At 53.6% G+C, this 26,694-nt stretch carries 31 protein-coding genes; 29 read left to right on the top strand and 2 right to left on the bottom strand.

From position 1 onward, the window contains the following. Positions 1 to 241 precede the first annotated feature (241 nt). Together traD and PMI_RS12775 are read left to right on the top strand one after the other, a co-directional pair. Entirely contained in the window at positions 242 to 2,389 is a 2,148-nt protein-coding gene (gene traD / locus PMI_RS12780; RefSeq protein ID WP_012368437.1) for a type IV conjugative transfer system coupling protein TraD, read from the top strand. Then, positions 2,376 to 3,125 (top strand): TIGR03747 family integrating conjugative element membrane protein, encoded by a 750-nt coding sequence (locus tag PMI_RS12775; protein WP_000179437.1) that lies wholly within the window; start codon positions 2,376 to 2,378, stop codon positions 3,123 to 3,125. Before traD ends, PMI_RS12775 begins: the two co-directional genes overlap by 14 nt. An 87-nt stretch (positions 3,126 to 3,212) precedes the next feature. On the opposite strand, the gene PMI_RS12770 is transcribed toward PMI_RS12775, so the two are convergent. After that, positions 3,213 to 3,821 carry a DUF2913 family protein gene (locus PMI_RS12770; RefSeq protein ID WP_004239713.1) on the bottom strand — a complete coding sequence of 203 codons (609 nt, stop codon included), beginning with the start codon at positions 3,819 to 3,821 and terminating at the stop codon, positions 3,213 to 3,215. Positions 3,822 to 3,967: 146 nt separating this feature from the next. Between PMI_RS12770 and PMI_RS12765 the strand changes: the two genes are divergently transcribed. The 16 genes from PMI_RS12765 (at position 3,968) to PMI_RS12690 (ending at position 19,292) form a co-directional block, all read left to right on the top strand. Then, the gene (locus tag PMI_RS12765; protein ID WP_001236300.1) at positions 3,968 to 4,294 is read left to right on the top strand and encodes an integrative conjugative element protein, RAQPRD family; all 327 of its coding nucleotides are present in this window, start codon (positions 3,968 to 3,970) and stop codon (positions 4,292 to 4,294) included. Beyond that, complete coding sequence (locus tag PMI_RS12760) at positions 4,291 to 4,530, top strand: TIGR03758 family integrating conjugative element protein (protein WP_001070025.1); 240 nt, start codon at positions 4,291 to 4,293, stop codon at positions 4,528 to 4,530. Before PMI_RS12765 ends, PMI_RS12760 begins: the two co-directional genes overlap by 4 nt. 47 nt (positions 4,531 to 4,577) lie before the next feature. Beyond that, entirely contained in the window at positions 4,578 to 4,940 is a 363-nt protein-coding gene (locus PMI_RS12755) for a TIGR03745 family integrating conjugative element membrane protein (protein ID WP_073557142.1), read from the top strand. A 12-nt stretch (positions 4,941 to 4,952) separates the two neighbouring features. After that, positions 4,953 to 5,369, top strand: coding sequence for a TIGR03750 family conjugal transfer protein (locus PMI_RS12750; protein ID WP_004239708.1), 417 nt, complete (start codon positions 4,953 to 4,955; stop codon positions 5,367 to 5,369). Beyond that, positions 5,362 to 6,006: a PFL_4703 family integrating conjugative element protein gene (locus tag PMI_RS12745; protein ID WP_000033152.1), complete on the top strand. Its 645-nt coding sequence runs from the start codon at positions 5,362 to 5,364 to the stop codon at positions 6,004 to 6,006. The genes PMI_RS12750 and PMI_RS12745 overlap by 8 nt, the downstream gene beginning before the upstream one ends. Next, the gene (locus PMI_RS12740; RefSeq protein ID WP_000023746.1) at positions 6,003 to 6,899 is read left to right on the top strand and encodes a TIGR03749 family integrating conjugative element protein; all 897 of its coding nucleotides are present in this window, start codon (positions 6,003 to 6,005) and stop codon (positions 6,897 to 6,899) included. The genes PMI_RS12745 and PMI_RS12740 overlap by 4 nt, the downstream gene beginning before the upstream one ends. Then, positions 6,896 to 8,392 (top strand): TIGR03752 family integrating conjugative element protein, encoded by a 1,497-nt coding sequence (locus tag PMI_RS12735; RefSeq protein WP_004239706.1) that lies wholly within the window; start codon positions 6,896 to 6,898, stop codon positions 8,390 to 8,392. The genes PMI_RS12740 and PMI_RS12735 overlap by 4 nt, the downstream gene beginning before the upstream one ends. Then, positions 8,389 to 8,874, top strand: coding sequence for a hypothetical protein (locus PMI_RS12730; protein ID WP_004239705.1), 486 nt, complete (start codon positions 8,389 to 8,391; stop codon positions 8,872 to 8,874). Before PMI_RS12735 ends, PMI_RS12730 begins: the two co-directional genes overlap by 4 nt. Further along, positions 8,871 to 9,308 carry a TIGR03751 family conjugal transfer lipoprotein gene (locus PMI_RS12725; RefSeq protein WP_004245744.1) on the top strand — a complete coding sequence of 146 codons (438 nt, stop codon included), beginning with the start codon at positions 8,871 to 8,873 and terminating at the stop codon, positions 9,306 to 9,308. The genes PMI_RS12730 and PMI_RS12725 overlap by 4 nt, the downstream gene beginning before the upstream one ends. Further along, positions 9,308 to 12,175 (top strand): conjugative transfer ATPase, encoded by a 2,868-nt coding sequence (locus tag PMI_RS12720; RefSeq protein WP_004239701.1) that lies wholly within the window; start codon positions 9,308 to 9,310, stop codon positions 12,173 to 12,175. The genes PMI_RS12725 and PMI_RS12720 overlap by 1 nt, the downstream gene beginning before the upstream one ends. A gap of 94 nt (positions 12,176 to 12,269) precedes the next feature. Continuing rightward, positions 12,270 to 14,495, top strand: coding sequence for a trimeric autotransporter adhesin TaaP (gene taaP / locus PMI_RS12715; protein WP_012368436.1), 2,226 nt, complete (start codon positions 12,270 to 12,272; stop codon positions 14,493 to 14,495). Positions 14,496 to 14,573: 78 nt separating this feature from the next. Then, complete coding sequence (locus PMI_RS12710) at positions 14,574 to 15,014, top strand: TIGR03757 family integrating conjugative element protein (RefSeq protein ID WP_004239699.1); 441 nt, start codon at positions 14,574 to 14,576, stop codon at positions 15,012 to 15,014. Further along, complete coding sequence (locus PMI_RS12705) at positions 15,011 to 15,985, top strand: TIGR03756 family integrating conjugative element protein (RefSeq protein WP_012368435.1); 975 nt, start codon at positions 15,011 to 15,013, stop codon at positions 15,983 to 15,985. The genes PMI_RS12710 and PMI_RS12705 overlap by 4 nt, the downstream gene beginning before the upstream one ends. 14 nt (positions 15,986 to 15,999) lie before the next feature. Continuing rightward, on the top strand, positions 16,000 to 17,442 hold the full coding sequence (locus PMI_RS12700; RefSeq protein WP_000973818.1) for an integrating conjugative element protein: 1,443 nt from the start codon (positions 16,000 to 16,002) through the stop codon (positions 17,440 to 17,442). Continuing rightward, positions 17,443 to 17,781, top strand: a complete 339-nt coding sequence (locus PMI_RS12695; protein ID WP_000160224.1) for a hypothetical protein — start codon at positions 17,443 to 17,445, stop codon at positions 17,779 to 17,781. It begins immediately after the preceding gene. Next, complete coding sequence (locus PMI_RS12690) at positions 17,778 to 19,292, top strand: conjugal transfer protein TraG N-terminal domain-containing protein (protein ID WP_000988923.1); 1,515 nt, start codon at positions 17,778 to 17,780, stop codon at positions 19,290 to 19,292. The genes PMI_RS12695 and PMI_RS12690 overlap by 4 nt, the downstream gene beginning before the upstream one ends. 42 nt (positions 19,293 to 19,334) lie before the next feature. On the opposite strand, the gene PMI_RS12685 is transcribed toward PMI_RS12690, so the two are convergent. Then, positions 19,335 to 19,742 (bottom strand): DUF3742 family protein, encoded by a 408-nt coding sequence (locus PMI_RS12685; protein WP_004239694.1) that lies wholly within the window; start codon positions 19,740 to 19,742, stop codon positions 19,335 to 19,337. Between the two features lie 342 nt (positions 19,743 to 20,084). Here PMI_RS12685 and PMI_RS12680 point away from each other — a divergent pair, with 342 nt between their 5' ends. From PMI_RS12680 to PMI_RS12640, 11 genes are all read left to right on the top strand, one after another. Further along, entirely contained in the window at positions 20,085 to 20,384 is a 300-nt protein-coding gene (locus PMI_RS12680) for a hypothetical protein (protein ID WP_004245740.1), read from the top strand. After that, positions 20,384 to 20,623, top strand: a complete 240-nt coding sequence (locus PMI_RS12675) for a hypothetical protein (RefSeq protein ID WP_004245739.1) — start codon at positions 20,384 to 20,386, stop codon at positions 20,621 to 20,623. Before PMI_RS12680 ends, PMI_RS12675 begins: the two co-directional genes overlap by 1 nt. A 1,042-nt stretch (positions 20,624 to 21,665) precedes the next feature. Next, positions 21,666 to 22,574: an integrase domain-containing protein gene (locus tag PMI_RS12670; RefSeq protein WP_004252296.1), complete on the top strand. Its 909-nt coding sequence runs from the start codon at positions 21,666 to 21,668 to the stop codon at positions 22,572 to 22,574. Positions 22,575 to 22,581: 7 nt separating this feature from the next. Beyond that, positions 22,582 to 23,193: an SGNH/GDSL hydrolase family protein gene (locus PMI_RS12665; RefSeq protein WP_000861660.1), complete on the top strand. Its 612-nt coding sequence runs from the start codon at positions 22,582 to 22,584 to the stop codon at positions 23,191 to 23,193. After that, positions 23,190 to 23,318 (top strand): hypothetical protein, encoded by a 129-nt coding sequence (locus PMI_RS19740; RefSeq protein ID WP_012368430.1) that lies wholly within the window; start codon positions 23,190 to 23,192, stop codon positions 23,316 to 23,318. Before PMI_RS12665 ends, PMI_RS19740 begins: the two co-directional genes overlap by 4 nt. A 223-nt stretch (positions 23,319 to 23,541) precedes the next feature. Beyond that, on the top strand, positions 23,542 to 23,904 hold the full coding sequence (locus tag PMI_RS12660) for a hypothetical protein (protein ID WP_004245735.1): 363 nt from the start codon (positions 23,542 to 23,544) through the stop codon (positions 23,902 to 23,904). An 81-nt stretch (positions 23,905 to 23,985) separates the two neighbouring features. Continuing rightward, a complete protein-coding gene (locus PMI_RS12655; RefSeq protein ID WP_000171971.1) occupies positions 23,986 to 24,303 on the top strand; it encodes a hypothetical protein in 318 nt (105 codons plus the stop codon). Between the two features lie 418 nt (positions 24,304 to 24,721). Then, on the top strand, positions 24,722 to 24,892 hold the full coding sequence (locus tag PMI_RS19675) for a hypothetical protein (protein WP_232504891.1): 171 nt from the start codon (positions 24,722 to 24,724) through the stop codon (positions 24,890 to 24,892). A 96-nt stretch (positions 24,893 to 24,988) separates the two neighbouring features. After that, a complete protein-coding gene (locus PMI_RS19060; protein WP_004239684.1) occupies positions 24,989 to 25,345 on the top strand; it encodes a hypothetical protein in 357 nt (118 codons plus the stop codon). 110 nt (positions 25,346 to 25,455) lie between these two features. Further along, entirely contained in the window at positions 25,456 to 25,968 is a 513-nt protein-coding gene (locus PMI_RS12645; protein ID WP_000542402.1) for a hypothetical protein, read from the top strand. After that, complete coding sequence (locus tag PMI_RS12640) at positions 25,968 to 26,615, top strand: hypothetical protein (protein WP_004239680.1); 648 nt, start codon at positions 25,968 to 25,970, stop codon at positions 26,613 to 26,615. Before PMI_RS12645 ends, PMI_RS12640 begins: the two co-directional genes overlap by 1 nt. The last annotated feature ends 79 nt before the right edge of the window (positions 26,616 to 26,694 follow it).

Genomic DNA, 26,694 nt, shown 5'->3' with positions numbered 1-26,694 from the left:
CTGCCCGCCGTCATCGTCACTGTCACGGGAAAGAATCGCGTGTACCGGAAAAAGAAAATCCGTCAGATCCTCCCTGGGGTTGAGTGCAGTGAGCACATTGTTTTCCGGACGTGTCGGTGAATTTTCAAACAGTGTTTCCAGTGGAAACGCTGGATGATTTTTGAACACTGTTTCCACTGGAAACACCGGTGAATTTTTAAACACTGTTTTCCGGGGTAACACCAAAAAAGAGTTTGAGAGAATGAGTGATCGTTATGTGATAGAGGCCTGGCTGCGACCGGCCGTGGAATTGAACAGTGCTCTGGTGTCCGGCGGGGCGGCGTTTGTGTGTGCGGTAGCGCCCTGGGCAGTGGCATTGTCTCCGTCCGTGAGTTATGTCACCGCCGGTGCGTTTGCCGGTTTTTCCGCATTGCGGGCACATCAGGGATTCCGGGTATTACGTTACCGCCGGAATCTCCGGCGTCTGCCCCGCTATCAGGTGACGTCGGCACAGGTGCCGGTCAGCCGGCAGCGTCTGTTTCTGGGAAAAGGGTTTCAGTGGCAGCAAAAACACACGCAACGCCTGCTGGAAACCCAGCGTCCGGAAGTGGAGCGGTATGTTCAGCCGCCGGCACATTACCGGCTGGCCCGGCAGTTTGAACTCCGTTTTGAATCCCGTTTTCCGGCGGTTTGCCGGCTTTTGCAAAAAGACAGTTGGCTGAATCCGGTCCGCCCGCTGACGCCGGTGGGGGGGAATCCGGTGTTACACGGTGTGGAGCCGGATGAGGTGAATGTGACCATGGATTTGCGTGAACGGGTTGGTCATATGCTGGTACTGGGGACCACCCGTGTCGGCAAAACCCGTCTGGCGGAAGTGCTGATCACTCAGGATATCCGCCGGGGGAATATCACGATTGTTTTTGATCCGAAAGGGGATGCGGATTTATTGCGCCGGATGTGGGCGGAAGCGCATCGTGCGGGGCGCAGTGAGGAGTTTTATGTTTTTCACTTGGGCTGGCCTGATATCAGTGCCCGTTATAACGCCATCGGGCGTTTTGGCCGAGTATCGGAAGTCGCGGGGCGGGTTGCCGGCCAGTTATCCGGGGAAGGGAACAGCGCGGCGTTCCGGGAGTTTGCCTGGCGGTTTGTTAATATCATTGCCCGGGCACTGGTTGCTCTGGGGGAGCGTCCGGATTATGCCAAAATTTTACGTTATGTCACCAATATCGGGGAACTCTATCAGACATATTCGATGCAGGTGATTAAAGCACAACTACCTGATTTGTTTGCCCAAATCGAGAATGCGCAGAACGCGCTGACGGTCGAGGATGTGCCCCGTCATCTGCAAAGTGATCCGAAAGCTGTGGCTATCTGGGCAACGGAGCTGGCGTTAAGTAGTGAGAAAGGGAAAAAAATCTATGATCCGATTTTGGACGGGCTGCGCAGTGCGATCCGTTATGACCGGACCTATTTTGATAAAATAGTGGCTTCTCTGCTGCCGTTACTGGAAAAACTGACTACCGGAAAAACTGCCGCCCTGTTGTCGCCGGATTACACCAATATGCAGGATCCCCGTCCGATTTTTGACTGGCAGCAGGTGATTCGGAAAAAAGGGATTGTATATGTCGGGCTGGATGCGTTATCGGATGCGGAAGTGGCGGCAGCGGTGGGGAATTCCATGTTTGCGGATTTGGTCTCGGTAGCCGGGCATATTTATAAATTCGGGACTCAGGATGGACTGCCGGAGGATGAGCACGCCGGAAAATTACCGATCAGCCTGCATTGCGATGAATTTAATGAACTGATGGGGGATGAATTTATTCCGTTACTGAACAAGAGCGGCGGCGCGGGGATTGAAGTGACGGCCTACACACAGACCTGGTCTGATATTGAAGCCCGGCTGGGGAATGCGGCGAAATCGGCGCAGGTCACCGGTAACTTTAATACGCTGGTGATGTTGCGTGTCCGTGAACTGATGACCGCGAAATTACTGACGGAACAGTTACCGGAAGTGGATATTTACACCAAAACCCTGGTATCCGGGATCACCGATATTTCCAATCCGAGGCAGGGGAGTGATTTTACCTCCAATACCCAGGACAGGGTCAGTATGGTGGCTAAACCGCTGCTGTTACCGGCAGATATTATTCAGTTACCGAAAGGACAGGCGTTTGCGCTGCTGGAAGGCGGGAAGTTATGGAAAATCAGGATGCCCCTGCCGGCGGCAGAGGCTGATGCCCTGATGCCACCGGATTTACAAAAAATCGCACAGTATATGGAGAAAAATTACCGTACCGGCGAAACTTGGTGGACTGCGTCATCATTTTCGGATGCGCGGCATGACAGCGGCGGTATGAATGTGGCTGAGATGGCACCGGATACCGAAGGGGGCAACGATGGCAACTGCTGAGGTACGTCAGGAAACCCCGCGTCACCCGGCAAAAGACCCCGGTTTGCCGGCTAAATTGTTGTGGCACTGGCCGTGGGCCATCATCGGGGTATTACTGGCCTCCTGGGTATGCAGTCTGTTGATTGAGTGGGTCGGGATTGCGTTTTTCTGGGCGGACGAAGGGGCGGAGCACAGCCGGCAGGTGATGTTAACCGAGAGCGGGTATCTGTCAGAAGGGTTTACCCGTAGTCTGCTGATGTCCAGTCCGGCGCAGTGGCTGGCTCATACCGTTGAACAGGCATACCGGTGGCTGTTTGTGGAGTCCGGGCTGATGGAGAGCTGGCAGAACGTGTATCCTGTCAGCGGGAATGCAGTTGCCCGTGAACTGGATGACTGGCGGATTTGGTTTGTGTCCGAGCTGAGAGACTATCTGCTGGCGACGGTTTATGTGACGCTGACCTTTTTTATCCGGGTGACTATTCTGGTGCTGTCGATGCCCCTGTTTGTTATGGTGCTGTTGGTGGGCATGGTGGAAGGCTTTAACCGGCGTGATTTGCGGCGTTATGGTGCCGGGTATGAATCCAGTTTTGTGTATCACCACGCCAAGCGTTTTGTTAAGCCGGCCTTTTTTGTTCCGTGCATGATTTATCTGTCCTGGCCGTCTGCCATTTACCCTAATCTGGTGTTGTTACCGGCGGCTCTGTTGTTCGGGCTTGCGGTGGCAGTGGCTACCGCGTCATTTAAAAAATATTTATAGGCGCTGGGCAGAGACACACAACACTTGTTTTTGTGTGTCTCTGTCAGCAGACAAGCGGCTAGGCCGCGCGTCAGTGGTGTGATGGGGTTATCCTGCGCTGATTGATGGATTGATGAGTGTGAGCAGTAAATAAAGTGGCGGGTTGTCTGTCGTGATGAGTTGCCAGCCACATTGTGTCAGCAGTTCAGCTAGTGCGGCGATATCACCTCCGATTTTTACAGGTAGGTGTGCGGTCTGATGACCGTCAGTATCAAAAGCCTGCTCCAGTGCATTTTTGGATAAACAGATGGTGTTGCTGAGCGTATCCGGGCTCACCGCATGTCGTCTGTGCCACGATTTATCACTCAATAACTGATAGGCAAAGCCTGCCTCCTTGGCCGATTCAAGCGCATAAGTGAGCCGGAACAGATCGCTCTGCTCGTGTAATGCGCCTGTACAGGAGCGGTACAGATAATCCAGTTTTTGTGGCAGTTTGGCCCGGCTCCCCAGTGTACGTCCCTGTTGAAGCAGCCAGTCAATATCCGGCGTAACGTCACGGTCAAAACGGCGTTGCTTTTTGGCGGTTGCCAGCCAGCGTATTAAAAACAGGTTTTTCTGCATGTCGGACTGCACCAGCCCCTCCCTGCGGGCCAGATGCAGGGCAACCAGTGCACACCAGGCAAAATGCCCAGTTTTTCGGGTGATGGTCTGACTCATAGGCTCACTTTTATTTATTCATTTCAGCTATTTTCGCAAAAAGCAAGCAATATAAAATTAAAAAATTTGGAAAACTAATTGTTTGCTGTTTTTTCTGTCCGCCTTTTTTACCCTGACTCCACGTTAACCGTCTTTAAGGAGTCGTTATGCGATTATTTTCTCCGCTTATTTCCCTGTTTGCGTTGGTTGTCAGTGCATTTGGGGTATTGCCTGCTCAGGCCGCTGAAAAAGATGAACTGGCGCTGACGTTAAAGCAGCTCGATCACATCCAGGCCAGCCTGGAGCGCGCCCGTATTCAGGCAAATCAGGACAATCACGCCCGTTTTTATTTTGATTATTCCCGCGCCTCCAGAGAGGTGGAGATTATCCGGCAGGGGATTGTCCGCTATCTGGAGCCTTCCCGGGCCCAGCCCACGGTGCCGGTTAATGTGGCGGAGCCGCTGCGCGGGGATTACCGCCGGGAGCAGCGATGAATCCGTCACAGCAGGCGGCATTTGAGGCTGCTGCCGGCTCGGGGATGTCTCCGGCTGTTCTGAATCTGTTGTGTATCGGGGCATTACTGGCGGTGCTGTTTTTATGGGCAGCCTGGGGACTGGTTGATGTTTACCGGGGCTGGGCAAATGAAAATGTTCGTACTGCAAGGGTGGGGCAGTTTGCTGTCCGGGCAGTGATATTACTGGTGGTCTGCATCTGGATGTTTGCCAGTTGAGTGTGCTGTTTAATTTATTTTACAGAATGAAAGGTCATTTTATGGATATGAAATCATTTTGGGGACGTGGTGTCCGTCGTATTGGTGCGTCAGTGGTGACGTTATTCACTTTATTCAGTCTGATGCCGGCGTATGCCGCACTGCCTTCGGTGGAACCCCCTTCTTCCGGTGGCGGCGGCGGACTGATGGACACCATTAAAGGCTATCTTAATGACGGCATTGTGATTGGCGGGCTGGTTGTGGCTGCGACGGCTTTTATCGTGGTGGCCATTGCCGCGGTCACCACGTTCAATGAAGTGCGCGACCAAAAGGCTGGCTGGGGTAAATTCGGTACAATTATTGTAGTCGGTGTCGTCCTGATTGTGGCGGTCGTCTGGCTGGCCGGAAAATCCGCCACTATTATTTTTTAAGCGGAGGCAACGATGCAGACCATCGATTTTATGCCGGATCGCTTAAATGCAGAGCCCACCGTCTTTCGCGGATTTACCACCCATGAAATGTTTGCCGCCGCCGGTGTCGGTTGTGTGGGCGGGAGCGTTATCAGTATCCCGCTGTTACCGCTGGCCGGGTGGGTGATCCTGCCGACCGGCGCGTTGATAATGCCGCTGTTGGTGGTGTTTTTTGGCGGCACTTTTCTGACCCGTATCAAACGCGGAAAACCGGAAAATTATCTCTACCGCCGATTGTCCTGGAAACTGCAAACCGGGTTTGCCCGCACATTGCCGCTGACCGGACGGCTGACTGAAAAATCCCTCATCACCGTATCTCAGGGCTGGTTTTTACGCCGGACGCAGGCGCTGTCACTGTGCCGGTATATCGCCGGAGGCCGCCATGAGTAAATTTCGTCATGCCCTGCAAAACCGGGACCAGCACATTCTGACACTGCGGATGATCTGCGGGGTGCTGGTGCTCTGCCTGTTTGTGGCCTTTGCCGGCTGGATGCGGGCGCCGGCTAAACTGACGATCCATAATCCGCCGGATTTGCGCTCCGGCAGTACCCGGGCATGGTGGGAAGTGCCGCTGCCGACGGTGTACGCTTTCAGCTTTTATATTTTTCAGCAACTGAATGCCTGGCCGAAAGACGGCGAGGTGGATTATCCGCGAAAGATTGCACAGCTCAGTGCCTATCTGACGCCGTCCTGCCGGGCGTATTTTGAGAAAGAGGCCGCTTACCGTACTACGCTCGGGGAGCTGAAAGGGCGTTCCCGGGTGGTGTATGAGATCCCGGGACGCGGGTTCAGTGAGGATAAAGTCCGGGTGATTGACCGGGATAACTGGATCGTGCGCCTGGATTTGGTAGCGGATGAATATTTTAGCGCGGAGCCGGTCAAGCGAGCGACGGTACGTTATCCGGTGAAAGTGGTGCGCTGGGAGGGCGATCCGGAAAGTAATCCGTTTGGTCTGGCCCTGGACTGCTATGACGGGCTGCCTCAGCGTCTGGAAGCGGCGGAGCAGAATAAGGAGGTCAGTCAATGAGCATAAAACGTCATCTGACGGCCTGTGCTCTGGGGATTTCGGCGGTGTTTTCTGTGGCCGCTCTGCCGCTGCCGGTGCAGGCGGTAGAGCTGGTCCGCTGGGAGCGTATTCCGTTACCGGTTTCTCTGCATGTGGGGGAAGAGCGCATTGTGTTTGTGGAAAAAAATGTGCGTGTCGGTTTTCCACCGTCTCTGAATGAGAAACTGCGGATCCAGAGTACCGGAGGGGCGGTGTACCTGCGGGCGGAAAGCGCCTTCCCGCAGACCCGCCTTCAGTTACAGGATGTGGAAAGCGGGGAAATCCTGTTGCTGGATGTGACGGCCACTGCCGGTAAAGGGAAGCTGGAGCCGGTGCGGGTGGTGTACAGCGGTGAAGTCAGTACGCAGCGTGACAGTCAGAGCGTCAGACGCAGCGGGCAGGCTGCGGGGGCAGCAGCCGATGCCGTACCGGAAAGCGTGGACCGCAAAGCGAAAACCCGTTATCCGGCGCCGTTACCGGTCTTACTGACCCGTTATGCCGCCCAGAGTCTGTATGCACCGTTAAGAACAGTGGAGCCGGTGTCCGGCGTACAACCTTTGCCACTGACCTTACCAAAAACACTGACAGCACTCTACCCGTCTGAACCACTGATCGCGCGGCCGCTGGCCGGCTGGCAGGCGGCGGAGTACCGGGTGGTGGCGGTGAAACTGACCAATCAGTCCGCTCAGAAAGTCGTGCTGGATCCCCGTCAGTTGCAGGGGCAGTTTGTCAGCGCCACGTTCCAGCATCAGTGGCTGGACGCGAAGGGCACACCGGAGGATACCACCACAGTGTATCTGGTGATGAAAGGCAAACCGGATAAGGCGTTTCCTGCGGAGCCGCCTGTCAGGAGGACGGGAGGGAAAGCCCGATGAAAGTGAAATCCAATACGCTGGTCAAAATTCTGGTGCCGTCCGCACTGGCGTTGGCGGTGCTGATTGGTATCAAAAGCTGCCAGCCCGACACGCCGGTCACCGGCAGCGGACAGGACAACCTGTCTCAGTCAATCAATGACCTTGACCCAGGGGAGCTGAAGTCACTCGGGATTGAGGGGGATACCCCGGCCGATACACTGAGGACGCTGATTGGCACTATGAAAACGGTACGTGACCGTCAGGCGGAATTGATCGCCCAGAATGAGAAATTGCTGGAAGAGAATGCGCAGCTGCGTAACCGGCAGCAGAATGTGTCGGGGCAGATCCAGTCTGCGGTGGCTTCCGTCCGTCAGGAAGCGGAGAGTCAGCAGCGTGCCCTGCAACAGGAGCAGCAGACACTGATGCGGCGTCTGGATAGCCTGGGGGAAACGCTGACAGCATCAGGTGGTCAGCCGGCTCAGGGCAGCGGACAAGGCGATATTCCGCTGGGACTGGGGCTGGATACCGGGGGCAGCGGACTGACGGTGAAAGACGGGTTGCTGTGGGCTGAGCCGCAGGATGCACAACCGGCTGAACCGGGGCGGATGGTGAACGGACAACCGGCTAAACCGGCGTTTCCGACCTCTTTTCTGGAGGATAACGCCATTACCCGTCAGAAAGCGGAACTGGACCGGGTGGCCAAAAATCAGCGCACGCTCTCCGGTACAGTGGACGGTGAGGCCCATACCGAACCGGCGTACACGATACCGGAGAATGCCACCCTGGTGGGCAGCCAGGCGATGACGGCGTTGCTGGGGCGGGTGCCCATTGACGGTAAAGTGACCGATCCGTATCCGTTCAAGGTGGTGGTGGGAAAAGACAACCTCACGGCGAACGGCATTGAGTTACCGGATGTGGAAGGGGCGGTGATCAGCGGCTCGGCCACCGGTGACTGGACATTGTCCTGTGTGCGCGGGGATATCACCTCGATCACCTTTGTTTTTACGGACGGCACGATCCGCACGGTGCCGAAGCCGGCTGACCGGACGGACGGCGGCAGTCAGGCCAACAGCGGACAGAATGCCCGTAATAACGGCGGGTCGCTCGGCTGGATTTCAGATGAGAGCGGGATCCCGTGTATCAGCGGTGAACGTAAAACCAATGCCGGCACCTATCTGCCGACCCTGTTTGCCCTGACGGCAGCGGCCTCGGCCGGGGATGCGATGTCGCAGAGTCAGTATACCGCGCAGAACAACGGGTACGGTATCACCTCCTCGCTCTCCGGGGATGCGGGGAAAGCGGCGCTGGGCAGTGCCATCGGCGGCGGGTTTAAGGATGTGGCGGACTGGGTGAAATCCCGCTACGGGCAGACCTTTGATGCGGTGTATGTGCCGCCGGGGCAGAAAGTCGCGGTGCATATCAGCCGTCAGATCCCGGTGGATTATGAATCGCAGGGACGCCGGGTGAATTACGGTTTTTCACTGACAGAGGGTGAGGAAGGAGGTCTGGAGTGACGTATTTTGCGAAGCCGGGGGTGCTGGCTGTGACGCCGGTGACGTTTCCGCTGGTGTTTGTGTTCAGTGCCGGACAGGCCGGTTGTACTGGAAGTCATTTTTGCCTGACGGTGGCCGGTCATCAGGTGTTTGATGAGGAGCAACAGCAGCTGATTGCCGGCATGTCACCGGCGACGATACAGCTGGCGTGGCAGAGTACCGCCGGTGAGACGCCCGGGGCGGTTCTGTCTGTGGGCCGTCACCGGGTGGGGCTGAGTGACAACGACATTACCGTTTACCGGTTTGCCCCGCGGGATGAGGCGTGGCCGCAGGACAGTGACTGGGATCGCCTGCTGTACACCGTTTTTAAAGGGGAGGCGCCGGATAAAGCCGGCTGGCAATGTGTGCCTTTTTCACTATCTGAACTGAGCTGTCACGGTGAGTTTGCCCGGCTGACCTGCCGGGGGGCGATCCTGAAGGGCGCGGGAGGCGTCATATCATGAGAATGATGAAATGTGTGATGAAAAGCAGAGTGCTGTGCGCACTGGTGTTGTTGCTGGCCGGCTGTGCCACCTCCAAAGAGGAGCTGCTGCCGGCGGGAAACAGCGACATGATGGCCATCTGGTCCGGCAGACAGGCTGATCCGAACGGTGCGGCGGACAGCCGGACGGTGACGGAGACCGCCCGCAGCGCCCTGCGACGCGCCCTGACGAATGATGAAGCCGCGCGCCTTCAGCAGGCGGACACCGCGTATACCCGGACACAAAGCAGTGAGATCCATCAGCAGTTTCCGCGTCTGCCGAACCCGGACATGGTGATGTATGTGTTCCCGCATCTCTCGGCCGGCAATCTGCCGGTGCCGGGATACAGTACGGTGTTTCCGTTTTACCATCAAGTGCAGTATGCCCTGCCGGGTGAGCGTGTGGAGGGCTTGTGATGGGATTTTCATTATTCCGCTCACGCCGGAAAGCGCAGGCGGTTTCTGCTGAAAAAACGGATGAAAACAAGGCTGACAAAACCGTACACCGCAGTACACCGGCAGAGAATGCCGGTTTAGGCCGTCAGCCGCTTTCCCGGCCGGGAAAAATGACCCGGGCGGATGAGCAGAAGATTTACCATGCGAATCCGTCCTTTATTGATTACCTGCCCTGGGTGGAATTTCTGGATGAGGAGCAATGCCTGCTGCTTGATGACGGGGTGTCGGTCGGGGCGGTGTATGCCGTTGAGCCGGCGCCGACGGAAGGGCGCTCTGCCGGCCGTCTGCTCGAAATCCGGGATGCGGTGGAGGATGCGCTTCAGGACAGTCTGGATGAGCATGATGATAACCCGTGGGTGGTGCAGTTTTTTTGTCAGGATGAGGACGACGTGAGCGTCACACTGGCCACATTGCGGGACTATATCCTGCCGGCGGCCCGGGGCACCGCGTTTACCGAAGCCTGGCTGACCGAAATGGCGCGTCATTTACGGGGGATTGCCCGTCCGGAAGGGCTGTTTAAGGACACGGAGGTGACCGGACAACCCTGGCGCGGACAGCAGCGCCGGACCCGGATGGTGGTTTACCGCCGGCTGGGGAACAGCTATACCGATCCGATGCCGCCGGTGGCGATGCTCAATCAGATGTGTGACCGGCTGGTCAGCAGTCTGGGCAGTGCCGGCGTGCAGTGTGTCCGCCAGGACGGGAGGCAGGTGCATCAGTGGCTGCTGCGTCATTTCAATCCGGCCCCTGACTGGGTGGACCGGGAGACGCTGTACCGGGAAGGGGCGTACTGGCCGGCGGCGGAGGAAGCCCCGGGCACCCTGCCGGTGCTGAAGGATTTTGCGGAAACGCTGTGGTTTACCCCGCCCCGGTCGGATGTGGAAAACGGCGTGTGGTGGTTTGATAACCTGGCGCACGGTGTGGTGAATATCGAAAAACTGCGTAAAGCCCCGGGGCCGGGGCACCTGACCGGGGAGCAGAAGCGCGGTGACAAAAATATCAATGCGCTGATGGACCTGTTTCCGGAAGGGACGATGCTGTCGATGACCATCGTCACACAGCCTCAGGATACGCTGGAGCAGGAATTTACCCGGCTGGGGAAAAACTCGGTGGGGGAAAACACCGACTCGCAACGTACCCGCCGGGACGTGGAAACCGCCAGAGGTTTACTGGGGCACCGCCATAAGCTTTACCGGGCCTCCCTGTCATTGCTGCTGCGTGCCGGCTCGGTGGAGGAACTGAACAAAAAGCGCGTGGATCTGACGGCCACGCTGCTGAATGCCGGTCTGGAGCCGGTGAAGCCGGAATATGATGTGGCGCCGCTGAACGGGTATCTGCGTGCCCTGCCGATGTGTTTTGACCCGCAGACGGATAAAAAACACTGGTATACCCGGCTGACCTGGGTACAGCACCTGGCCGGATTACTGCCGGTGACCGGGCGCACCAGCGGCACCGGGCATCCCGGCTGGAGTTTCTTTAACCGGGGCGGCGGGGTGCTGACCTTTGATCCGCAGAATAAACAGGATCGTACCCAGAATGCGCATCTGCTGTTATTCGGTCCCACCGGGGCCGGTAAATCCGCCACCTTATGCGCACAGTTATCGCAGCTGATGGCGGTCCGCCGTCCGCGTCTGTTTATTGCGGAGGCCGGTAACTCCTTTGGTTTACTGGCGGACTATTACGCCAGTCTGGGGCTGAGTGTCAATAAGGTCAGTGTCAAGCCCGGCAGCGGGGTGCGTCTGCCGCTGTTTGCGGATGCGCATCAGCTGCTGATGATGGATGAACAGCGTCTGGCACTGAATGCGGATGAACTGCCAGAGACGGACAGTGAATCTGAGGATGATGACGGGCAGCGTGACATTCTGGGGGAAATGGAAATCTCCGCCCGCATGATGATCACCGGCGGGGATGTGCGGGAAGAAGCGGAGCTGAAGCGGGCTGACCGGGCGATGATCCGCCGGGCGCTGATGGCGGGGGCCCGGGCGTCTTATGCCGCCGACCGGCAGATGCTGCCGGCGGATTTGCAGGAGGCGCTGTATGCCCTCTCCCGGGGGGAAGGTGAAGAGGAAGGGCGGGCATTAAATCCGCAGCGCCGGGCGAAAGCGGCCGAAATGGCGGAATCCCTGGGGATGTTTACCGAACCGGGCAGTTTTGAGCATGAGCTGTTTAATCTGCCGGGGGAGCTGTGGCCGGAGGCGGATGTGACCCTGATTGATTTGGGGCACCTGGCGCGGGAAGGGTATGAGGCCCAGATGGCGCTGACGATGGTGAGTCTTATCAACTCCATCAACAATATTGCCGAGCGGGATCAGTACCGGGCCCGGGACATTAATTTTGTGGTGGATGAGGCGCATATCGTGACGGTCAACCCGCTGTTATCCCCCTATGTGACCAAAGTGGTGAAAATGTGGCGGAAACTGGGGGCCTGGCTGTGGCTGGCGACCCAGAACCTCGATGACTATCCGGACTGTGCCGAGAAAATGCTCAATATGGCGGAGTGGTGGGTGTGTCTGACGATGCCGCAGAAAGAGGTGGAGGCAATCGCCCGCTTTAAGACGCTCAGTGAGGAGCAGAAACAGGTGCTGCTGTCCGCAGCCAAACTCTCCGGCTGTTACACGGAAGGGGTGGTGCTGGCGCGGAAAGTGGAGGCGCTGTTCCGGGTGGTACAGCCGAGCTTATATCTGGCGCTGGGGATGACGGAAAAAGAGGAGAAGCAGCAACGGCGGGTGCTGATGGAGCAATACGGATGCAGTGAGCTGGAAGCGGCGTTCAGGGTGGCAGATGAACTTGACCGGAAACGGGGGTTACCGCCCCGGGTGCCGGGATGATGAAACGGGTGGAGCAGGGAGTGGGTAAACCGTGTTGCAGCACGGCTTACCCGGCCGCTTCATTGGGTATGTTAAAAAGAGGAAACATGACGTCATGAAAACGACGGGAGTTAAAGTAACGCTTTTGTCGCTGGTTGTCAGTTATTCCTGCGCTTTACAGGCCAAAAACGTGTCACTGGGGGACACGGCCGTGGCCACGGGGCAGCACAGTACGGCTGTCGGTGAGGGCAGTATGGCGCTGGGGAACAATATGACGGCGGAACAGGCGCAGGCGGCGATGAAAGCCCAGAATGCCCTGTTGCAGAACAGGGCGCAGGCGCATGAGCAGTACATGCAGACGCAGGCCCTGTTTGACAGTAAATCGCTGGCGAACAGCAATATTCTGGAGCGTCAGGAAGCGATGAAACCGTTGTTGCAGCAACAGGAGACCCTGGCGGGTCAGCGTACCGCGCAACAGCAGCAGGTGACACAGGCACAGCAGGTCGCTGACCGGATGGCACAGATTTATGAACGCAATCTGGGGGCGGTTTCACAGATTGTGGATGAGAATTTTGTGGCGTTGTGGCAGCAGGGGCAGGCTGACCGTCTGGCTCAGGAAGTGAAAAAACGGGTTGAGCAGGATACGTCGGTCAGTAATGACACGCAGTTTTATGTCAGTTATGTTAATGCCTATATTGAAGCGAAAACCAGAAGTGCTCTGGTTAATGAAACCATCAAAGAGAAAACCGGTTCTCAGATTACGACCAACTATCAGGGTGTGGCCCTGTCCCCGGTACTGAGTGCCGGCCACAGTGATAAAGCGATGCTGTGGTCGGATGCGGTCACGGACAGCGAGCAGAAGAAACAATTATCCCGTTTACACCTGAATACCGCGGCCCTGAAGGGCGTTGCCGGTTATCAGGAAGAGCTGGCCAAAATCGCCCTGATCACCTCTGCGGACGGGAAAAAGAATCTGTATCAGGCTTATCAGAAAAATGCCTGGCAGCAAATTGAGCAGGGGCTCACCGGGGTGACAGAGGCCGGGAAGCAGATCCTGTCAGAGCTGTATCTGGATAACATCGATGAAGGCACCTTTAATCAGATGGTCAGCGGTATTTTCACCCGCTATGAGAATCAGCTGAACTACCTGATCCAGCTGGATAAGGTCAACAGTTTATCGCCGGACAGCCCGGATTATGCCAAAGAGTTACAGCAACTGCTGGTACTGGAAAGCCGTCCCCGGGATAACACCGTCGGGCTGAATACCAACCCGGAGGCGCTGAAACAAAAAGTGGATCAGTACCTTCAGGACAATGCGCTCAGTCACACACAGGCCATGTCGTCACAGGCCACACAGCTGAAACAGCAGTTATCGGCGGAAAAAGCCGTCACCGATCAGGCACTGAAGCAGGCAGAAACGCAACTCTCCCGGCTGGAAAAGGATCTCTCCGCGCTGGATACAAAGTTGTCTGATTTGCGTCCGACGCAATCCGAGCTGGAAAACATCCGGGATCTGGAGAAGGTGAAAGCCGAACTGGCGCAGAAACAGGCGGAATATCAGGCGGCGGATAAAGCCCTGAATGAGGCGCAGAGTACGCTGAGTCAGGGTAAACAGGCTGTTGCGGTCGGGGATAAGAGTCTGGCGCTGGGCGAAAAATCCGTGGCACTGGGTGTGGATGCCCGGGCGCTGGCGAAAAACAGTGTGGCACTGGGGGACGGCAGCCTGGCTGACCGGGATAACAGCGTGTCCGTCGGCCGTGAAGGTCAGGAACGTTTTCTGACGCATGTGGCGGCCGGCATTGCAAAAACGGATGCGGTCAACAAAGGGCAACTGGATGAGGAGCGGGATGCGCGTATTGCCGGCGATAAGCAGACGCTGAAACAGGCCATGGACTACACCGATGTGAGCATTCAGTACAGTGAGGCGAAGATAAACAAGCGGATTACGGAAGAGCAGCAGGCCCGTATTGAGGGGGAGGAACAGACCCTGGCGGCCGCAAACCGCTATACCGATGAGACGTTCGGGCAGGTGACCCACACGGTGCTGGACAATGCCCGGCAGTATACCGACCAGCGTTTCAGTCAGCTGGACAATAAAATCAGTCAGGTGGAGAAACGGGCCAATGCGGGGATTGCCGGGGTGACCGCAATATCTTCCATTCCGTATGTGAACAGTGAGCGTTTTTCGTTCGGGATGGCGATGGGGCATTACCGTGATGCACAGGCGATAGCCACCGGGGTGCAGTATAAGCCGACGGCCAATACCAATGTGCGCCTGAATGCGTCATGGAATAACGGCGGCGATACCAGTATCGGCGCCGGGTTTGCGGTGGGCTGGTAACCGGTGAAAACCCGCCGGTCACCGGCGGGTTTTGATGCGCTTTTCTTCTCTCACCGTTCGTTTGTGAGGACTGACCGAATGAAAAAACGATTTTTATCTCTTTCCGGATTGCTGATGCTGTCGCTGTCATGCCTGCCGTTGACCGCCGGGGCGGCAGTGGTGCTGTATACCACGCAGGATGACGCTCTGCCGCAGACGGACATCCCGTTTGAGGTGGTGTATCTGGATGCGCCTGAACGCCTGCTGGATGAGGCCCTGCTTCAGCCGGGGACGGAACTGAGTGAAGCGGATGCCCCGCACATCACCGCCCTGTTACAAAGTCCGGCCTGGCAGGCCAGAGAAACGGCATTACGGCAGGCTTATCAGGGCGTGGTTCAGGCCTGGCAGCTGGGGGTGTCATCTCTGCCGGCGGTCGTCGTTGATGCGCAGTGGGTGGTTTACGGCACCACCGATATTGCACAGGCGGTGACGCAGATACAGCAGTACCGGGAACAACAGGAAGGAGGAGGTCAACCATGACCCGACAATCACATCGCCGGCGTCTGGCGGGGGCTTTGTTACTCGGTTGTTCACTGGTGCCGGTGGCGGAAGCCAGTCTGAGTACCGCCACTCTGGTCGCTTCTGCGGCCTCACCGTCGTGTATCAGCTGGCGTATCAGCGGGATTTGCTACTGGCTGAAGTGTGGCTGGGGCGGCTGCCGTATCCGGACATCTGTCCGGGTGTCACATTTTATTCCGCAGGCGGTGGTCTCGGCCTACCATGCCCCGGGTGAAAACCCGTGGCGGGAAATGTCACTGGTCAGCGGGGCGGCCGGCGGGATTGAAAATGCCGTGACCGGCGTGCTGAGCGGGGTATCTGCCGGGGGCGGAAACAGTGAACAGAAGTTTGAGGCAAAACGTAAAACCGCCCTGCACTTTTTTTATGCGGATGCTATCGGTCATCCGGCAACCACCCTTATCGGCGGCAGTATTCCGGGGTATTCCTGTGACAGCGCAGCCACACCGCTGTTTCCTTATTACCTGAGCACGCTCGACAGTGTGCCGTGGCGGCTCGGTGTGCCGGAAATGGCGTATCCGGAAGCGATAATTCCCGGGAAACGGGAAATCGGGGGGCAGAGCCGGGGCAACATGTGGGGAAATCTCTATCCGCGCAGCGGTTTTGTCAACCAGCAGGACGGGGATAAAGCGGCGGCTGTGGTGGCGCAGCGCGTGGCAGATATTATGACCCGCACCGGGCAGGCGCATACCTATGTGCCCCTGAAAGGCAACCGCCGGGATGGCTATTGGCCGCCGGACGCGGTGACGGAGAATACCGGGACAAAAAACCATAAATGGCAGCGCCTGTCGCCGGGGCTGAAAAACAGCTGTGCGGTGTTTCCGGATGAGGGCGGAGCACAGGCACAGGACGGTAATTATGCCTGGGCATTGTGGCAGCCGTACAGCTGCTGCAAGCGCATGGGGCAAAAATTTCTGTACAGCACAACGTTTTAAGCAGGGATTTTAAGATGATGAAAGCAAAACGACACACGTTTTTTCCGCCGGCGCTGACACTGATGGTGTTATGCAGTGTACCGGCATTTTCTGTCCGGGCCGGGCTGGATTTTTCTGCCGGTGCGAATGATATCGGCTACGGCGCAAATGTTTCCGGCGCGGTCTCCGACAAACTGTACTACAACCTGGGCGGCGGCACGGTGTTATCCCAGCCGCCGGGGCGCAGTAATCTGCAACGTCTGGGGATGAGCATGGGCTGGAACAGTGATCTGATGTGCGGCAATTTTGATATCAAAACCACGGTGGGCAACCAGCTGAACGGGGTGACGGCCGGCTTTAAGAATCTGATGAGTGAGGTGATCCAGAATGCCACCGGGGCGGTGGCCAGTCTGCCGGCGATGGCTATCCAGCGGGCGAATCCCGGCCTGTATGAAATGCTGACCAACGGGGTGTTGCAGGCTAATGTGGCGTTTGATAAGGCGCAGCTGAACTGTCAGAACATGGCTAAACGGATGATGGACTTTTCAGAAAATAATCAGTGGACGCAGGCGGCGATCCTCGAAGAAGCAAAGAATATCATCAATAACAGTGACGGGGATGCGGTAAAAACTGACCAGCAAATTCAGCAAAGCAGTGGCGATAAAGGGGTTGTATGGATAGGCGGGAAACAGCGCGGTGGGGTTGGTCAGCCTGCGATTCAGCCGGCGCAGGATTTTGCACAGGCCGGCTTTAATATCATGAACGGTCTGCCGGCAACCAGTACGGCCCCGGTGCCGGCCGGCCAGTGTAACGGAGCCGCTTGCAGGCGCTTTGCCAACAGTGAGGAAGCCGCTCAGGTGGTCACACAGGTGCTGGGCAGCAAATCGGTCCGCACCTGCACCAATCCGGCGGATTGTCAGAGCGGCGGTGAGGCGGAGCAACCGGGCAGTTCCCAGCCAGGAACCGGGCTGGCACCGGTGCTGGAGACCACCACCCGGGAAAATTTGGAACAGCTGCATAAACTGGTGAACAGCCGGGGCGCGGTCGGGGCGGCAGAGTTGGCGAAACTGAAAACCGGCAGCCTGACGGTCTCCCGGGGGGTGATTGAAGCGCTGCGCCGGGATCCGGATAAAACGGCATTAACACAGCGTCTGGCCGGTGAGCTGGCGATGGCGGACACGATGGAGCTGGCGCTGACGATGCGCCGGATGCTGATCACCGGCCAGGGGGAGCCGAATGCCGGTAATTTTCCGAAAGCCCAGGAGATCGGTAACCAGTCGGTTGACCAGCTGGATCGCGAAATCGGGATGCTGCAAACGGAAATGGAAGTGCGTAAATCCATTGCCAATAACGCGATGCTGACGGTGATTGAGCGTGATCAGCAACGGACACAGGCGAACCCTGCCACCCAGACCCCAGATAATACGGATGTGCGTGTACAGGGACTGGAGCAAAACAGTGACACCGGAGGACGTTAAATGACGAAAGGAAAAACCGGGCGCCGGTTATGGCCGGTGCTGAAAGTAACCGGGCTGACCCTGCTCAGTATGGTGGTGTTGCTGGCGGTGGCTCAGCTGGGGCTGAGTTATTACGGTGAGGCGGACAGTCTGCGCCGGGCGTTTTACCGTGCCCGCTGGTTCTGGCTGGTCTGGCGGTGTGTGTTGTACGGAGCCGTGGCGGTTGGATTATGGAAACTGTATCACCACCCGAAAGTCAGTGAGACGGCCCGGCGCAGTCTGAAGCGCAGCGGGCTGGCGATGGCCGCCTTTGTGGCGGTGAGTGAATGGTCAGTCTGGGCGGGAGGTGACGGCTTATGATGACAAACAGTTATCTCGAGTATTTTCTCACGCTGCTGGCCTGGGTGGTGAATAACGGATTGTGGTCGGTACTGACCAGCACCGGGCTGTTTGCGCTGCCGCTGGTCTTTAAAGTGCTGGGGATCTGGCTGAAAGTGCGGGAAGAGGGGGAGGATGAGGGTAACAAAGGTTCACTGGCAATTGTGCGTATCGAGAACGCGCTTTACGGCGCCTTTGTGGTGATCCTGTTTTGTTGTGTGCCGTTGATGGAGGTGAGTGTCAGTACCCTGCAATTTGATACCAGCCGGACCAAAACCTGCGGCACCTGGACCCCGGTGAAGCCGGCGGAATCCGGTTACAGCGGCGTGGTGTCGTCACTGGATAATCAGACAGCCAAAATCCCGCTGTGGTGGATGCTGGTACATAAGCTGTCGAAAGGGGTGACTCAGGCGGCGGTGGCCAGCATTCCGTGCCGGCCGGATTTGCGTCAGGTGCGTTTTGAGGTGCAGCACAGCAACATTAAAAATCCGGCGCTGGCTGCCGCACTTCAGGATTTTACGGATGACTGTTACTCACGTGCCCTGTATGACTGGAAAGCGAAAGATCAGGGAAAAACACAGGATGAAAAAACGTTACAGGATATCACCTGGATAGGCTCGGCCACCTTTATGAAAGGGGAATATCATCAGATCCAGTCACGGACACCGCGGGCGGGCTTTCCCTGGGATGCCGACCGGGATGACGGGTATGCGAATGTCAACGGCAACGGTTACCCGACCTGTTATCAGTGGTGGAATGATGCGAATGCAGGGTTACTGAAACTTGTCAAAGAGCAGACCGATGAAGGGATGTGGCTGCGTGCCCGGGCGGCGATGAAGCTGATTAATAAAAACTCGAAAGAGTTTGAGGAGGCCATCGTCCGCCGGCTGGTGAGTCCGGCGAATCTGGATGTCTCCGGCGGCCGGGTATACCGGGGATACGGGGGTAATGCGGATATGACGGTGATGAATGAGCTGGCCAGAATGGGAGGGGTAGCCGGGACTTCGCTGGCGTCACTGGGGGCATTCCCTGCCTTTGATACGATGCGACAGTCCTTACCGATGGTGCAGGGGCTGATGTTAATGGCGGTGTATATCATGATCCCGATGGTGCTGATGTTTTCGGCGTATGAATTTAAGACGGCGATAACGGTGACGTTTGTGATATTTGCGCTGAACTTTCTGACATTCTGGTGGGAGCTGGCACGCTGGATAGACAGCTGGATGATGGAGGCACTGTATAATTCCGATACGCACAGTCAGTGGAATATGAACGGGCTTCAGAACACGTCTGATGATGTCATTATGAACCTGGTAATGGGAACGATGTTTTTGGTGTTGCCGGCGTTGTGGTTGACAGCATTTGGTTGGGCTGGAGCTAAAGTTGGGTCCGAGCTAGGTAATATGACATCTAACGCGACTTCACCTGCGCATAGTGCGGGGGGGAAAGGAGGACAGTTAGCAGAACAAGCTATTTCTAAAAAAGTTAACTAATAATATTTTGAAGCCAGCTGCAAAATTTAGTTTTGTGGCTGGCTAATCTTCGTCAATATTTATTCCGTTCATATAATATCCAAAACCTTGGTTGCCATTTCTAAAGTCGTCACTATTGCCAACGAGATTGGATTGCCATTCATTATTGTTATCAGTGGATTGAATGTTATTTCCTGAAGAAATATCAATGTGTTCTATTACAGAAAATAAAATCACCAACGCTCCAAAGGTAAATAGGATGTACAAACTGAAATAAGCCAGTAACGCGATGACTGCGAGAGTTATAGATACCAGTGGAATATGCCCCAGCCAACCCGGCATATTTTTGCTTTTGGCGCTTGCCACACAGTTCTTATCGAAAGCCTTCAATTTTTTGATTAGCCATTTTGCTTTATAAGCTGCTTTTATGCCCCAGCGTTCTCCTCTGGAAGCGGCTGTTTTATCACTCATTTCCCCCTCCGGTAATCAGTGAGTCTGATTTATCTCATGCTTGTCGTCTATCGTTAATACAATTTTAGGTCGATTTTTAATCATTGTCTACATCTTGTGAGTTATGCACATATCCACGGTCACCAAGCCAGTGCAACCCGATGCCAACAAGCAATCGGGTAAACGGGAGCGTACAGGGCATCGGCCCTGATGGTGGCGGTGGGTATGTGTATAACTTTTTTGTTGCCTTCATATAAAAATCTTATTCTTTCATCTGGATGGATTTATTGAATTTGATTTTTTATGTCAGTTTAAGTAAGTTTTTAATATGTATCCGAGTCCTTGTATATAGGAGATGATAATATGAATTTTATTTTTTGGTTTGTGGTCTTAATAGGGGCGGGATATTTGTGGAGGAGGAGGGGGTGGTTCAGTAAAATAAGGAAGCAATACTCAAGGAGAAAAACAACATTAAATGGTAACAAAGGATGTTTATATAATAAAAAAAATGACAATGATGCTTTGGAAGGTAATGGGGATTGTAATAATTTTTATTCTGAGAATAAAGAAAGTTTCTTTTGGTTAATGATCGAGAGAGGTATTAAATTTTACAGAAAAGAATATTTGACTACGATTACTGAAAAAAATATCATGATAAGTTAGTGAGCTGGTTTGGTGAGAAATGTTATATACATTGTCAGGTTAGTTTAGGGAGTTTATTTATATTCCCAAAACAAAAAAATTTTACTGATGAAGAACAAAAACGTTTTTTTTCTGTTTGTAATAGAATGTCCTTGGATTTTATTTTAACATTTAAAACTAATATGCCCTTCTTACGTGTTTCTGTTGACTCTATGAAAAATAAACCGCCTGTTTGGGATGTTTATGATAAATCCAAATAAAAACATATCTGATTGTTGAGTTTTCGTGATTAAAGATGGCATTGATTATTAATACGATGAAGAACCAACAAGGGGATATTTAATAAAGAGAAAAAGGAGGATGTAAAATATTCTCCTTTTTCTTTATCGGGTATTGACGAAAAAAGAAAGTTTGATTAAATTTACCACGTTACACCGTTGCTTAATGCAACATTGCCAATGCTTCGGTTGTCTGAGAGAAGCGCCTACGGGTGACAACAATGCCAATCCGGCAATCTGAGAGGAACGCCTACGGGTGATTGCCACTGCCAATCCTCGGGTCATCTGAGACGAGGGCCTACGGGCGATGACAGAACTCCGTTCGTCCTTGAAATCGACGGAGGGTGATAACAGAATAGCGTTATCATCAGGATTAACTGCACTTCAGTGACCATGTCACAGCTATCCGGTCACCCGGATATCCACAAAAAAGCAGAGTATGCGATAACGTGTATCTGCCTCTTCTGATGTGTTCTGACGAATACGTCCTGCTTTCTGCAACCTTTGTATGCCCGGTATGACGCGTTTCCATTGCGCAGCTTTGGAAAGCGGCATCTTCGGAGCAATACATTGAGCAGCAGAATGATGGGCGTGCGTCACTTTCGTCAAGTGAAACGAAGACAAAGTGACGCACGCAAGTGCATACGCTCAGAACGCTTCAATACTGGTCTTACAGCAAAACTGACAATCTGACAGACATGTAATGCATTGCTCAGAACGGCTGAAAGTCTTTCAACGCTCAACGTTTATATGATGATAAAAACGTATAACATTATGAAAAAAGGAGAAAAAACGACACGATACCAAGGCGACGTCAGGAAACTGACGGACGGAGGTGCCCTGATAACGGGGGCCGGTCTGATGACCGCAAACAGTTCAGAGAACTGATTTGATACCTCTCAACAACTCAACCTTTTATCGCCCCGGTGCTCAGGTATCTGTCAGGTCGCAGGATGCGCAATATAAAACCGTCGCGCCGGGAAAAGGTAACCAGTTGAGAGCGAAAGAGGCGGAGAATCAGAGAATGTCCAGAAGAGCAAAAGCCCTGTCCCGTGAAATGCATATCCTTGCACGTCAGGCCGGAGGGAGCTTTAAAACCATTGCAGACCGGGTCAAAATTGCAGAACGGGTTGCGGCAGAGCTGGCCGGGTTGAATATTCAGATACGATCTGTTGAGCAACTGAAATCCCGCCATATTGAAATGTATATCCATGCCCGCAGAGAACAGAATATCAGTTTACGCAGCTGTCAAAACGAAATGTCGGCTATCCGGGCGATATTTCGTGTTGCCGGACGTCATAAACTGGCTGACCCTAAACATGAGCGCCTCAGTAATGAGGCGCTGGGGCTTTCAGGTGCCAGCAGGGCTGGCACCCGTACCGCGATATCGGACGAGCGCTTTCACGAAGCGCTCGCTCGGATTGAGCCTTATGATCAGGGGGTGGCATTAACTATGCAGTTATCCCGTAGTCTGGGATTGAGAAATGAAGAAGCCGTGCAGTCAGTAAAATCATTACGGACCTGGCAACAGGCGCTTAAAAACGGTAAAGATCGCGTTCATGTGGTTTTTGGGACAAAAGGAGGCAGACCCCGTGAAGCATTAGTGCCGGATAAAGCCCGTGTATTAACATTAATTAATAAAGCCATTGAATATGCGGATAAACATAACGGTTATTTAATTAATCGTCCGTCATTACATTCTGCCAAAGATCGTTATATTAATGTGATGCGACGGATAGGCGGATTTATTCACGAAGAATCAAATCATGGTTTACGGTATGCCTATGCTCAGGATGTTGAAAAATATTATCTCAGTCAGGGATTCAGTCAAAAGGAAGCCTATGCATTAACCTCCATGGATTTAGGGCATGGTGACGGTCGTGGCGATTATATTAAACGGGTTTATAGTCAGAAAGGAGATATTGAGGAATAAGATAAAAATGAAAGTCTGTTTAATTATTTTGTTTATTAATTTTGCTTTTTGTTTTCCGTTAATGGCGAAGACGTTATTTTTAGGTGATTCATTAACGGCTGTTTATGAAATGTCAGCAAAATATGTTTTGGATGAAAAAATAAAAACAGAATATGTTTCCGGTTCGGGGTTAATAAATAAAAGTAAAAAAGATTGGATCGCTTTCGTGAATAATTTCGATTTGCGGGAGTTTGATAATGTGATTATTAGTCTCGGAACAAATGATTTTGTTCAATATGGTTCGGATGAATGGCTGAAATATTACAGTCTGGTATTTCAATTCATTGCTGAAATTCAAAGTGAAAATCCGTTAGCGACAATTGTCTGGATATCTCCACCACATTTAAAAAATCCGGAACATGAACGTTATTTAATACATACCCGGCATATAATTAAACACAGTGCGATGTTATTAAATATTCATTATCTGGATATTAATCAGCCTCATATATTAGGAACGCAATGGCAATCTGTTATTCATAATGAAACTGTACGAACTGATGATGGAATACATATTACCCGTAAAGGGGGAGTACGGGTGATCAGAGAAGTGGTAAAAATCCTGAATGGGCAGGATTGACAAAGATAAAAAAACGGCTAAAAATGAATCTGCTTATCTCGTTGCGTAATGCAACTTGCCAATGCTTCGGTTGTCTGAGAGAAGCGCCTACGGGTGACAACAATGCCAATGTTCCGGCAATCTGAGAGGAACGCCTACGGGTGATTGCCACTGCCAATCCTCGGGTCATCTGAGACGGGAGCCTACGGGCGATGACAGAACTCCGTTCGTCCTTGAAATCGACGGAGGGTGATAACAGAATAGCGTTATCATCAGGATTATTTTTACGCAACGCTTCATATAACCTGCCCGCTGACGGGGAAATCACCCGTCATCAGGGAATTTCTCCGTTTTTTCAGGAGAAATTCAATGAAGGTATCTACATTTCCGGAATCGTCTTTTTTTGACGATCTGCACTCTCTCACGCAACTGCATCACCTCTCAGGTGAGCTCGACATGGTTCTTGCTTTTGTCCGTCTGGATATTGGCGAGCACCCGGACGAAGATAATTTTCCGCCAAACTTCTGGATAATCAGTGCCGTTGCAGAGCAACTGGGCGCGTTATCTGTGGAGGCTGATTTTACCCGTCCACATCTTGAGAAAATGGTCCGCGCTGTCTGGAAAGCGGCTGAGCAAACGCCTTATGCGTCTGACTTTCGCCGTATCTACAACGATGCGATCAAAAATGCACAGTTTGAAGATCCGGTTGAAGCGCTGATGTTTGGTGCTTAACGGCGGACATTCACTGATTTTATGACCCATACGGGAAAACATCCCGTGAGGGCTGTATTCCCTTATCTGAGGATAGCCCTTATGACTCTTTTTACATTGAATTATGGTGTTGCCCACGTAATGTCTGGTATTGCCAGTTATTTATTTCCGCATTCCCGTGTTTCTCAGCAACTGAAGGCCGTTGCTAATGATGCCCGGATGCTGAAAATCACCGCAGAAGAACTGGAGGTGATACGTTTGGACGAAAAACGGATGTATCAGAGCGGAGATTACAGAGAACTGCCGTTTATTGAGCTTGATTTGTATACAACGGCATTTCGTTTTGGCGCCCTGATTTACTATGGACTCGCAAACCGGTGCCCCCGCATTTTTGCTTCACCGGCTGACAGTCATCGCTGAGCGGCTCGATCCGGAAATCTGGAATGAAGCCTGGCGCTGGGGTTACCGCTGCTGCCTGCAACACGAAAATGAAAAGCATGTAACCGACTGATTTAACGGACTCACAGGTGTCAGTCAGCTACCCTGAAATGGGGCTGCTTCCATTTACTGATCAGGTTTGATAACCATGATTTATGGCATTACCCGCGGACTGTTCTTTGTGGCCGATCACGTCTGTCGCTATTCCCGGAGTTGGGAATGGCTGATGTGGCTGGTTGAGGAAGCCCGGACACTGCGAAATGTTGAGGCTGATTTGAAACTGGCTGAAAGGTATGCCGGTGAGCAAAACCGCCCTCATTCCATTTCGCTGATGAAGTGTACGCTTTATGATGCCGGATTTGCTTACGGCAGATTATTACTGTGGCGTGCGGATGGTCTGATGAGACCCTGGCCGGCATGTCTGCTTCGCTGTTTACCGGATATCGGTCAGCGGATTGATGCAGTGATCTGGCAGAAAGGCTGTGAAGCCGGCTTGGATGAGACCGTCAGTGAATGGATGGCAATGGAGATGGCTGATGAATACCTTGTCGGTATCGAACTGAGCGACTGATTTGCCGGCATTCATTCTTTTTTTACTTACCTACCCGACGGGGAAACTCCCCGTCAGGTGGACGTTTCTCCGTCTTTTTTTACCGGAGAAACACACATGTCTGTTTTACTGCCAGAAAACAAACCGTTTTCATTTCTGAGTCTGATCATGCAACGGCTGTACCGTTTTTATGACCGTATACCGTTTGTTTCGTCAGGGATACCCGGTGAATTACCGTGGATAAGTAACCGAACCGGCCGGCGCGCTTACCGTGCGACGGTGGTGAAAGTGAATCCCCGGCAGTTCAGGATCCGCATTACTGTACGTCTGGGCGCGCATTCGAAAGAATACCGCTTTCATTCGTTGATAACCTCGCTGGACAGCAGGACATTTTGTTCCATAAAAGCGGCCTCCCGTGCCGGATTTGCACTGACATACCAGCTGGCACAGGTGCGTTATGCCTGGTGTCGCTGATTTGTTGTACTGATAGCACCATTGACTTTTTGTTATGACCCCGCCCGGCGGATTGATTTCCGTCAGGAGATGAATCCGCCATTTTTTTAATCAGAATGAGGATTTATCACATGGGATATACACATTATTTTACACAAAAACAAAGCGTTGACCCCCTGATGTGGCAGAACTTCCGTGAACATCTGGACAAGCTCTATCACCACTATCTGGCCAATCCCATATCCGCAGAGCAGATTTGCGGCGGATACCCAGATAAACCTATTGTGTTGTGTGATGGCCTGGAGGAAAAACGGCTGAATGATGGCTCATTATTCACCGACGACGGTGAGGCGCTTTGTTTTAACGGTAATGCGGCTGATGACATGAATCATGAGACGTTTATTGTTCAGCGCGAAATCCCCGTAGAGGACTACTGGGATTTCTGCAAGACAGCATACAAACCCTATGACGTGTTTGTAGTCGCGGCATTACTGTTGTTGTACAACCTGTGCCCGGGATATTTTTCGGTCTCTTCTGACGGGGATATCCGGGACTGGCAGCCGGTGCTGGACTATGTCAGTCAGGTATTTCCTTATCTTATCCTGACGTTACCGGAAGGGATAGGTTTACCGGAGGCAGGATAATGGCCAGAGCCTGTACGATACGGGAACTGATAGCGGATTTATCCCGCTGCAATCCGGAGGCATTCGTCTTGTGTGAGATGTGGTTCCCCGATGATGTTACCTATGTTGATGAAACGGCTTGTCCGGCAGAGACACGGGCAACATTAACGCATGTTGCACATCATTTTGATGCGGAGCTGGGGATCAACTGGGACACGCTGGCGTGTGCGTTATCGTGTGTCAGAGATGCTGAGCAGAAGGGACTCGATATTTACTTTTATGCCAGTGAAAAGCGTGGTACAGACAAAAGCCGGATACCCGCCTCACGTTACGCAGAAGCGGACAGCGACGGCGATATTGAAGTCGGGTATTTCCGTAAGGTTAATGCGCTGTTTAAGTGGGTGCATGACCATATCGGGGCTTTTGAGAACTGTGAAAAGGTGCTGGTGACAGAGGCCCATCTGCGGGCTTTACAGCAGGACTTGCAGGCACTGACACCGGAAAACTGTCAGACACGGTTCCCGACCACTGAGGGCTTTTTCTTTGGTTCAACGGCTTATGATGAGGCGTACTGGGCTGATGTGGAAGGCGTCAGACGCTGGCTGTCAGAGATAACGGAGACGTTTGACTTTGACGCAGAGTCACTGTTTTTTGTGGCCTGGTGGTAATCAGGTAAGGTGTTTCCCCGGGAAGCACTGAACACATTTTAATCAGTGTTTCCACTGGAAACGCCGGTTGAAAATTAAC

Origin of the sequence: Proteus mirabilis HI4320 (assembly GCF_000069965.1) — a bacterium.
Taxonomy (GTDB): Bacteria; Pseudomonadota; Gammaproteobacteria; order Enterobacterales; family Enterobacteriaceae; genus Proteus; species Proteus mirabilis.
Note: the sequence above shows the minus strand (reverse complement) of the source record. Positions and strands in the feature narration are given on the sequence as shown.

Excerpts from the sequence above, each read along its gene's own strand:
- traD (WP_012368437.1), top strand. The coding sequence starts at position 242 with ATGAGTGATCGTTATGTGATAGAGGCCTGGCTGCGACCGGCCGTGGAA.
- PMI_RS12775 (WP_000179437.1), top strand. The coding sequence starts at position 2,376 with ATGGCAACTGCTGAGGTACGTCAGGAAACCCCGCGTCACCCGGCAAAA.
- PMI_RS12770 (WP_004239713.1), bottom strand. The coding sequence starts at position 3,821 with ATGAGTCAGACCATCACCCGAAAAACTGGGCATTTTGCCTGGTGTGCA.
- PMI_RS12765 (WP_001236300.1), top strand. The coding sequence starts at position 3,968 with ATGCGATTATTTTCTCCGCTTATTTCCCTGTTTGCGTTGGTTGTCAGT.
- PMI_RS12760 (WP_001070025.1), top strand. The coding sequence starts at position 4,291 with ATGAATCCGTCACAGCAGGCGGCATTTGAGGCTGCTGCCGGCTCGGGG.
- PMI_RS12755 (WP_073557142.1), top strand. The coding sequence starts at position 4,578 with ATGAAATCATTTTGGGGACGTGGTGTCCGTCGTATTGGTGCGTCAGTG.
- PMI_RS12750 (WP_004239708.1), top strand. The coding sequence starts at position 4,953 with ATGCAGACCATCGATTTTATGCCGGATCGCTTAAATGCAGAGCCCACC.
- PMI_RS12745 (WP_000033152.1), top strand. The coding sequence starts at position 5,362 with ATGAGTAAATTTCGTCATGCCCTGCAAAACCGGGACCAGCACATTCTG.
- PMI_RS12740 (WP_000023746.1), top strand. The coding sequence starts at position 6,003 with ATGAGCATAAAACGTCATCTGACGGCCTGTGCTCTGGGGATTTCGGCG.
- PMI_RS12735 (WP_004239706.1), top strand. The coding sequence starts at position 6,896 with ATGAAAGTGAAATCCAATACGCTGGTCAAAATTCTGGTGCCGTCCGCA.
- PMI_RS12725 (WP_004245744.1), top strand. The coding sequence starts at position 8,871 with ATGAGAATGATGAAATGTGTGATGAAAAGCAGAGTGCTGTGCGCACTG.
- PMI_RS12720 (WP_004239701.1), top strand. The coding sequence starts at position 9,308 with ATGGGATTTTCATTATTCCGCTCACGCCGGAAAGCGCAGGCGGTTTCT.
- taaP (WP_012368436.1), top strand. The coding sequence starts at position 12,270 with ATGAAAACGACGGGAGTTAAAGTAACGCTTTTGTCGCTGGTTGTCAGT.
- PMI_RS12710 (WP_004239699.1), top strand. The coding sequence starts at position 14,574 with ATGAAAAAACGATTTTTATCTCTTTCCGGATTGCTGATGCTGTCGCTG.
- PMI_RS12705 (WP_012368435.1), top strand. The coding sequence starts at position 15,011 with ATGACCCGACAATCACATCGCCGGCGTCTGGCGGGGGCTTTGTTACTC.
- PMI_RS12700 (WP_000973818.1), top strand. The coding sequence starts at position 16,000 with ATGATGAAAGCAAAACGACACACGTTTTTTCCGCCGGCGCTGACACTG.
- PMI_RS12695 (WP_000160224.1), top strand. The coding sequence starts at position 17,443 with ATGACGAAAGGAAAAACCGGGCGCCGGTTATGGCCGGTGCTGAAAGTA.
- PMI_RS12690 (WP_000988923.1), top strand. The coding sequence starts at position 17,778 with ATGATGACAAACAGTTATCTCGAGTATTTTCTCACGCTGCTGGCCTGG.
- PMI_RS12685 (WP_004239694.1), bottom strand. The coding sequence starts at position 19,742 with ATGAGTGATAAAACAGCCGCTTCCAGAGGAGAACGCTGGGGCATAAAA.
- PMI_RS12680 (WP_004245740.1), top strand. The coding sequence starts at position 20,085 with ATGAATTTTATTTTTTGGTTTGTGGTCTTAATAGGGGCGGGATATTTG.
- PMI_RS12670 (WP_004252296.1), top strand. The coding sequence starts at position 21,666 with ATGTCCAGAAGAGCAAAAGCCCTGTCCCGTGAAATGCATATCCTTGCA.
- PMI_RS12665 (WP_000861660.1), top strand. The coding sequence starts at position 22,582 with ATGAAAGTCTGTTTAATTATTTTGTTTATTAATTTTGCTTTTTGTTTT.
- PMI_RS12660 (WP_004245735.1), top strand. The coding sequence starts at position 23,542 with ATGAAGGTATCTACATTTCCGGAATCGTCTTTTTTTGACGATCTGCAC.
- PMI_RS12655 (WP_000171971.1), top strand. The coding sequence starts at position 23,986 with ATGACTCTTTTTACATTGAATTATGGTGTTGCCCACGTAATGTCTGGT.
- PMI_RS19675 (WP_232504891.1), top strand. The coding sequence starts at position 24,722 with ATGAGACCCTGGCCGGCATGTCTGCTTCGCTGTTTACCGGATATCGGT.
- PMI_RS19060 (WP_004239684.1), top strand. The coding sequence starts at position 24,989 with ATGTCTGTTTTACTGCCAGAAAACAAACCGTTTTCATTTCTGAGTCTG.
- PMI_RS12645 (WP_000542402.1), top strand. The coding sequence starts at position 25,456 with ATGGGATATACACATTATTTTACACAAAAACAAAGCGTTGACCCCCTG.
- PMI_RS12640 (WP_004239680.1), top strand. The coding sequence starts at position 25,968 with ATGGCCAGAGCCTGTACGATACGGGAACTGATAGCGGATTTATCCCGC.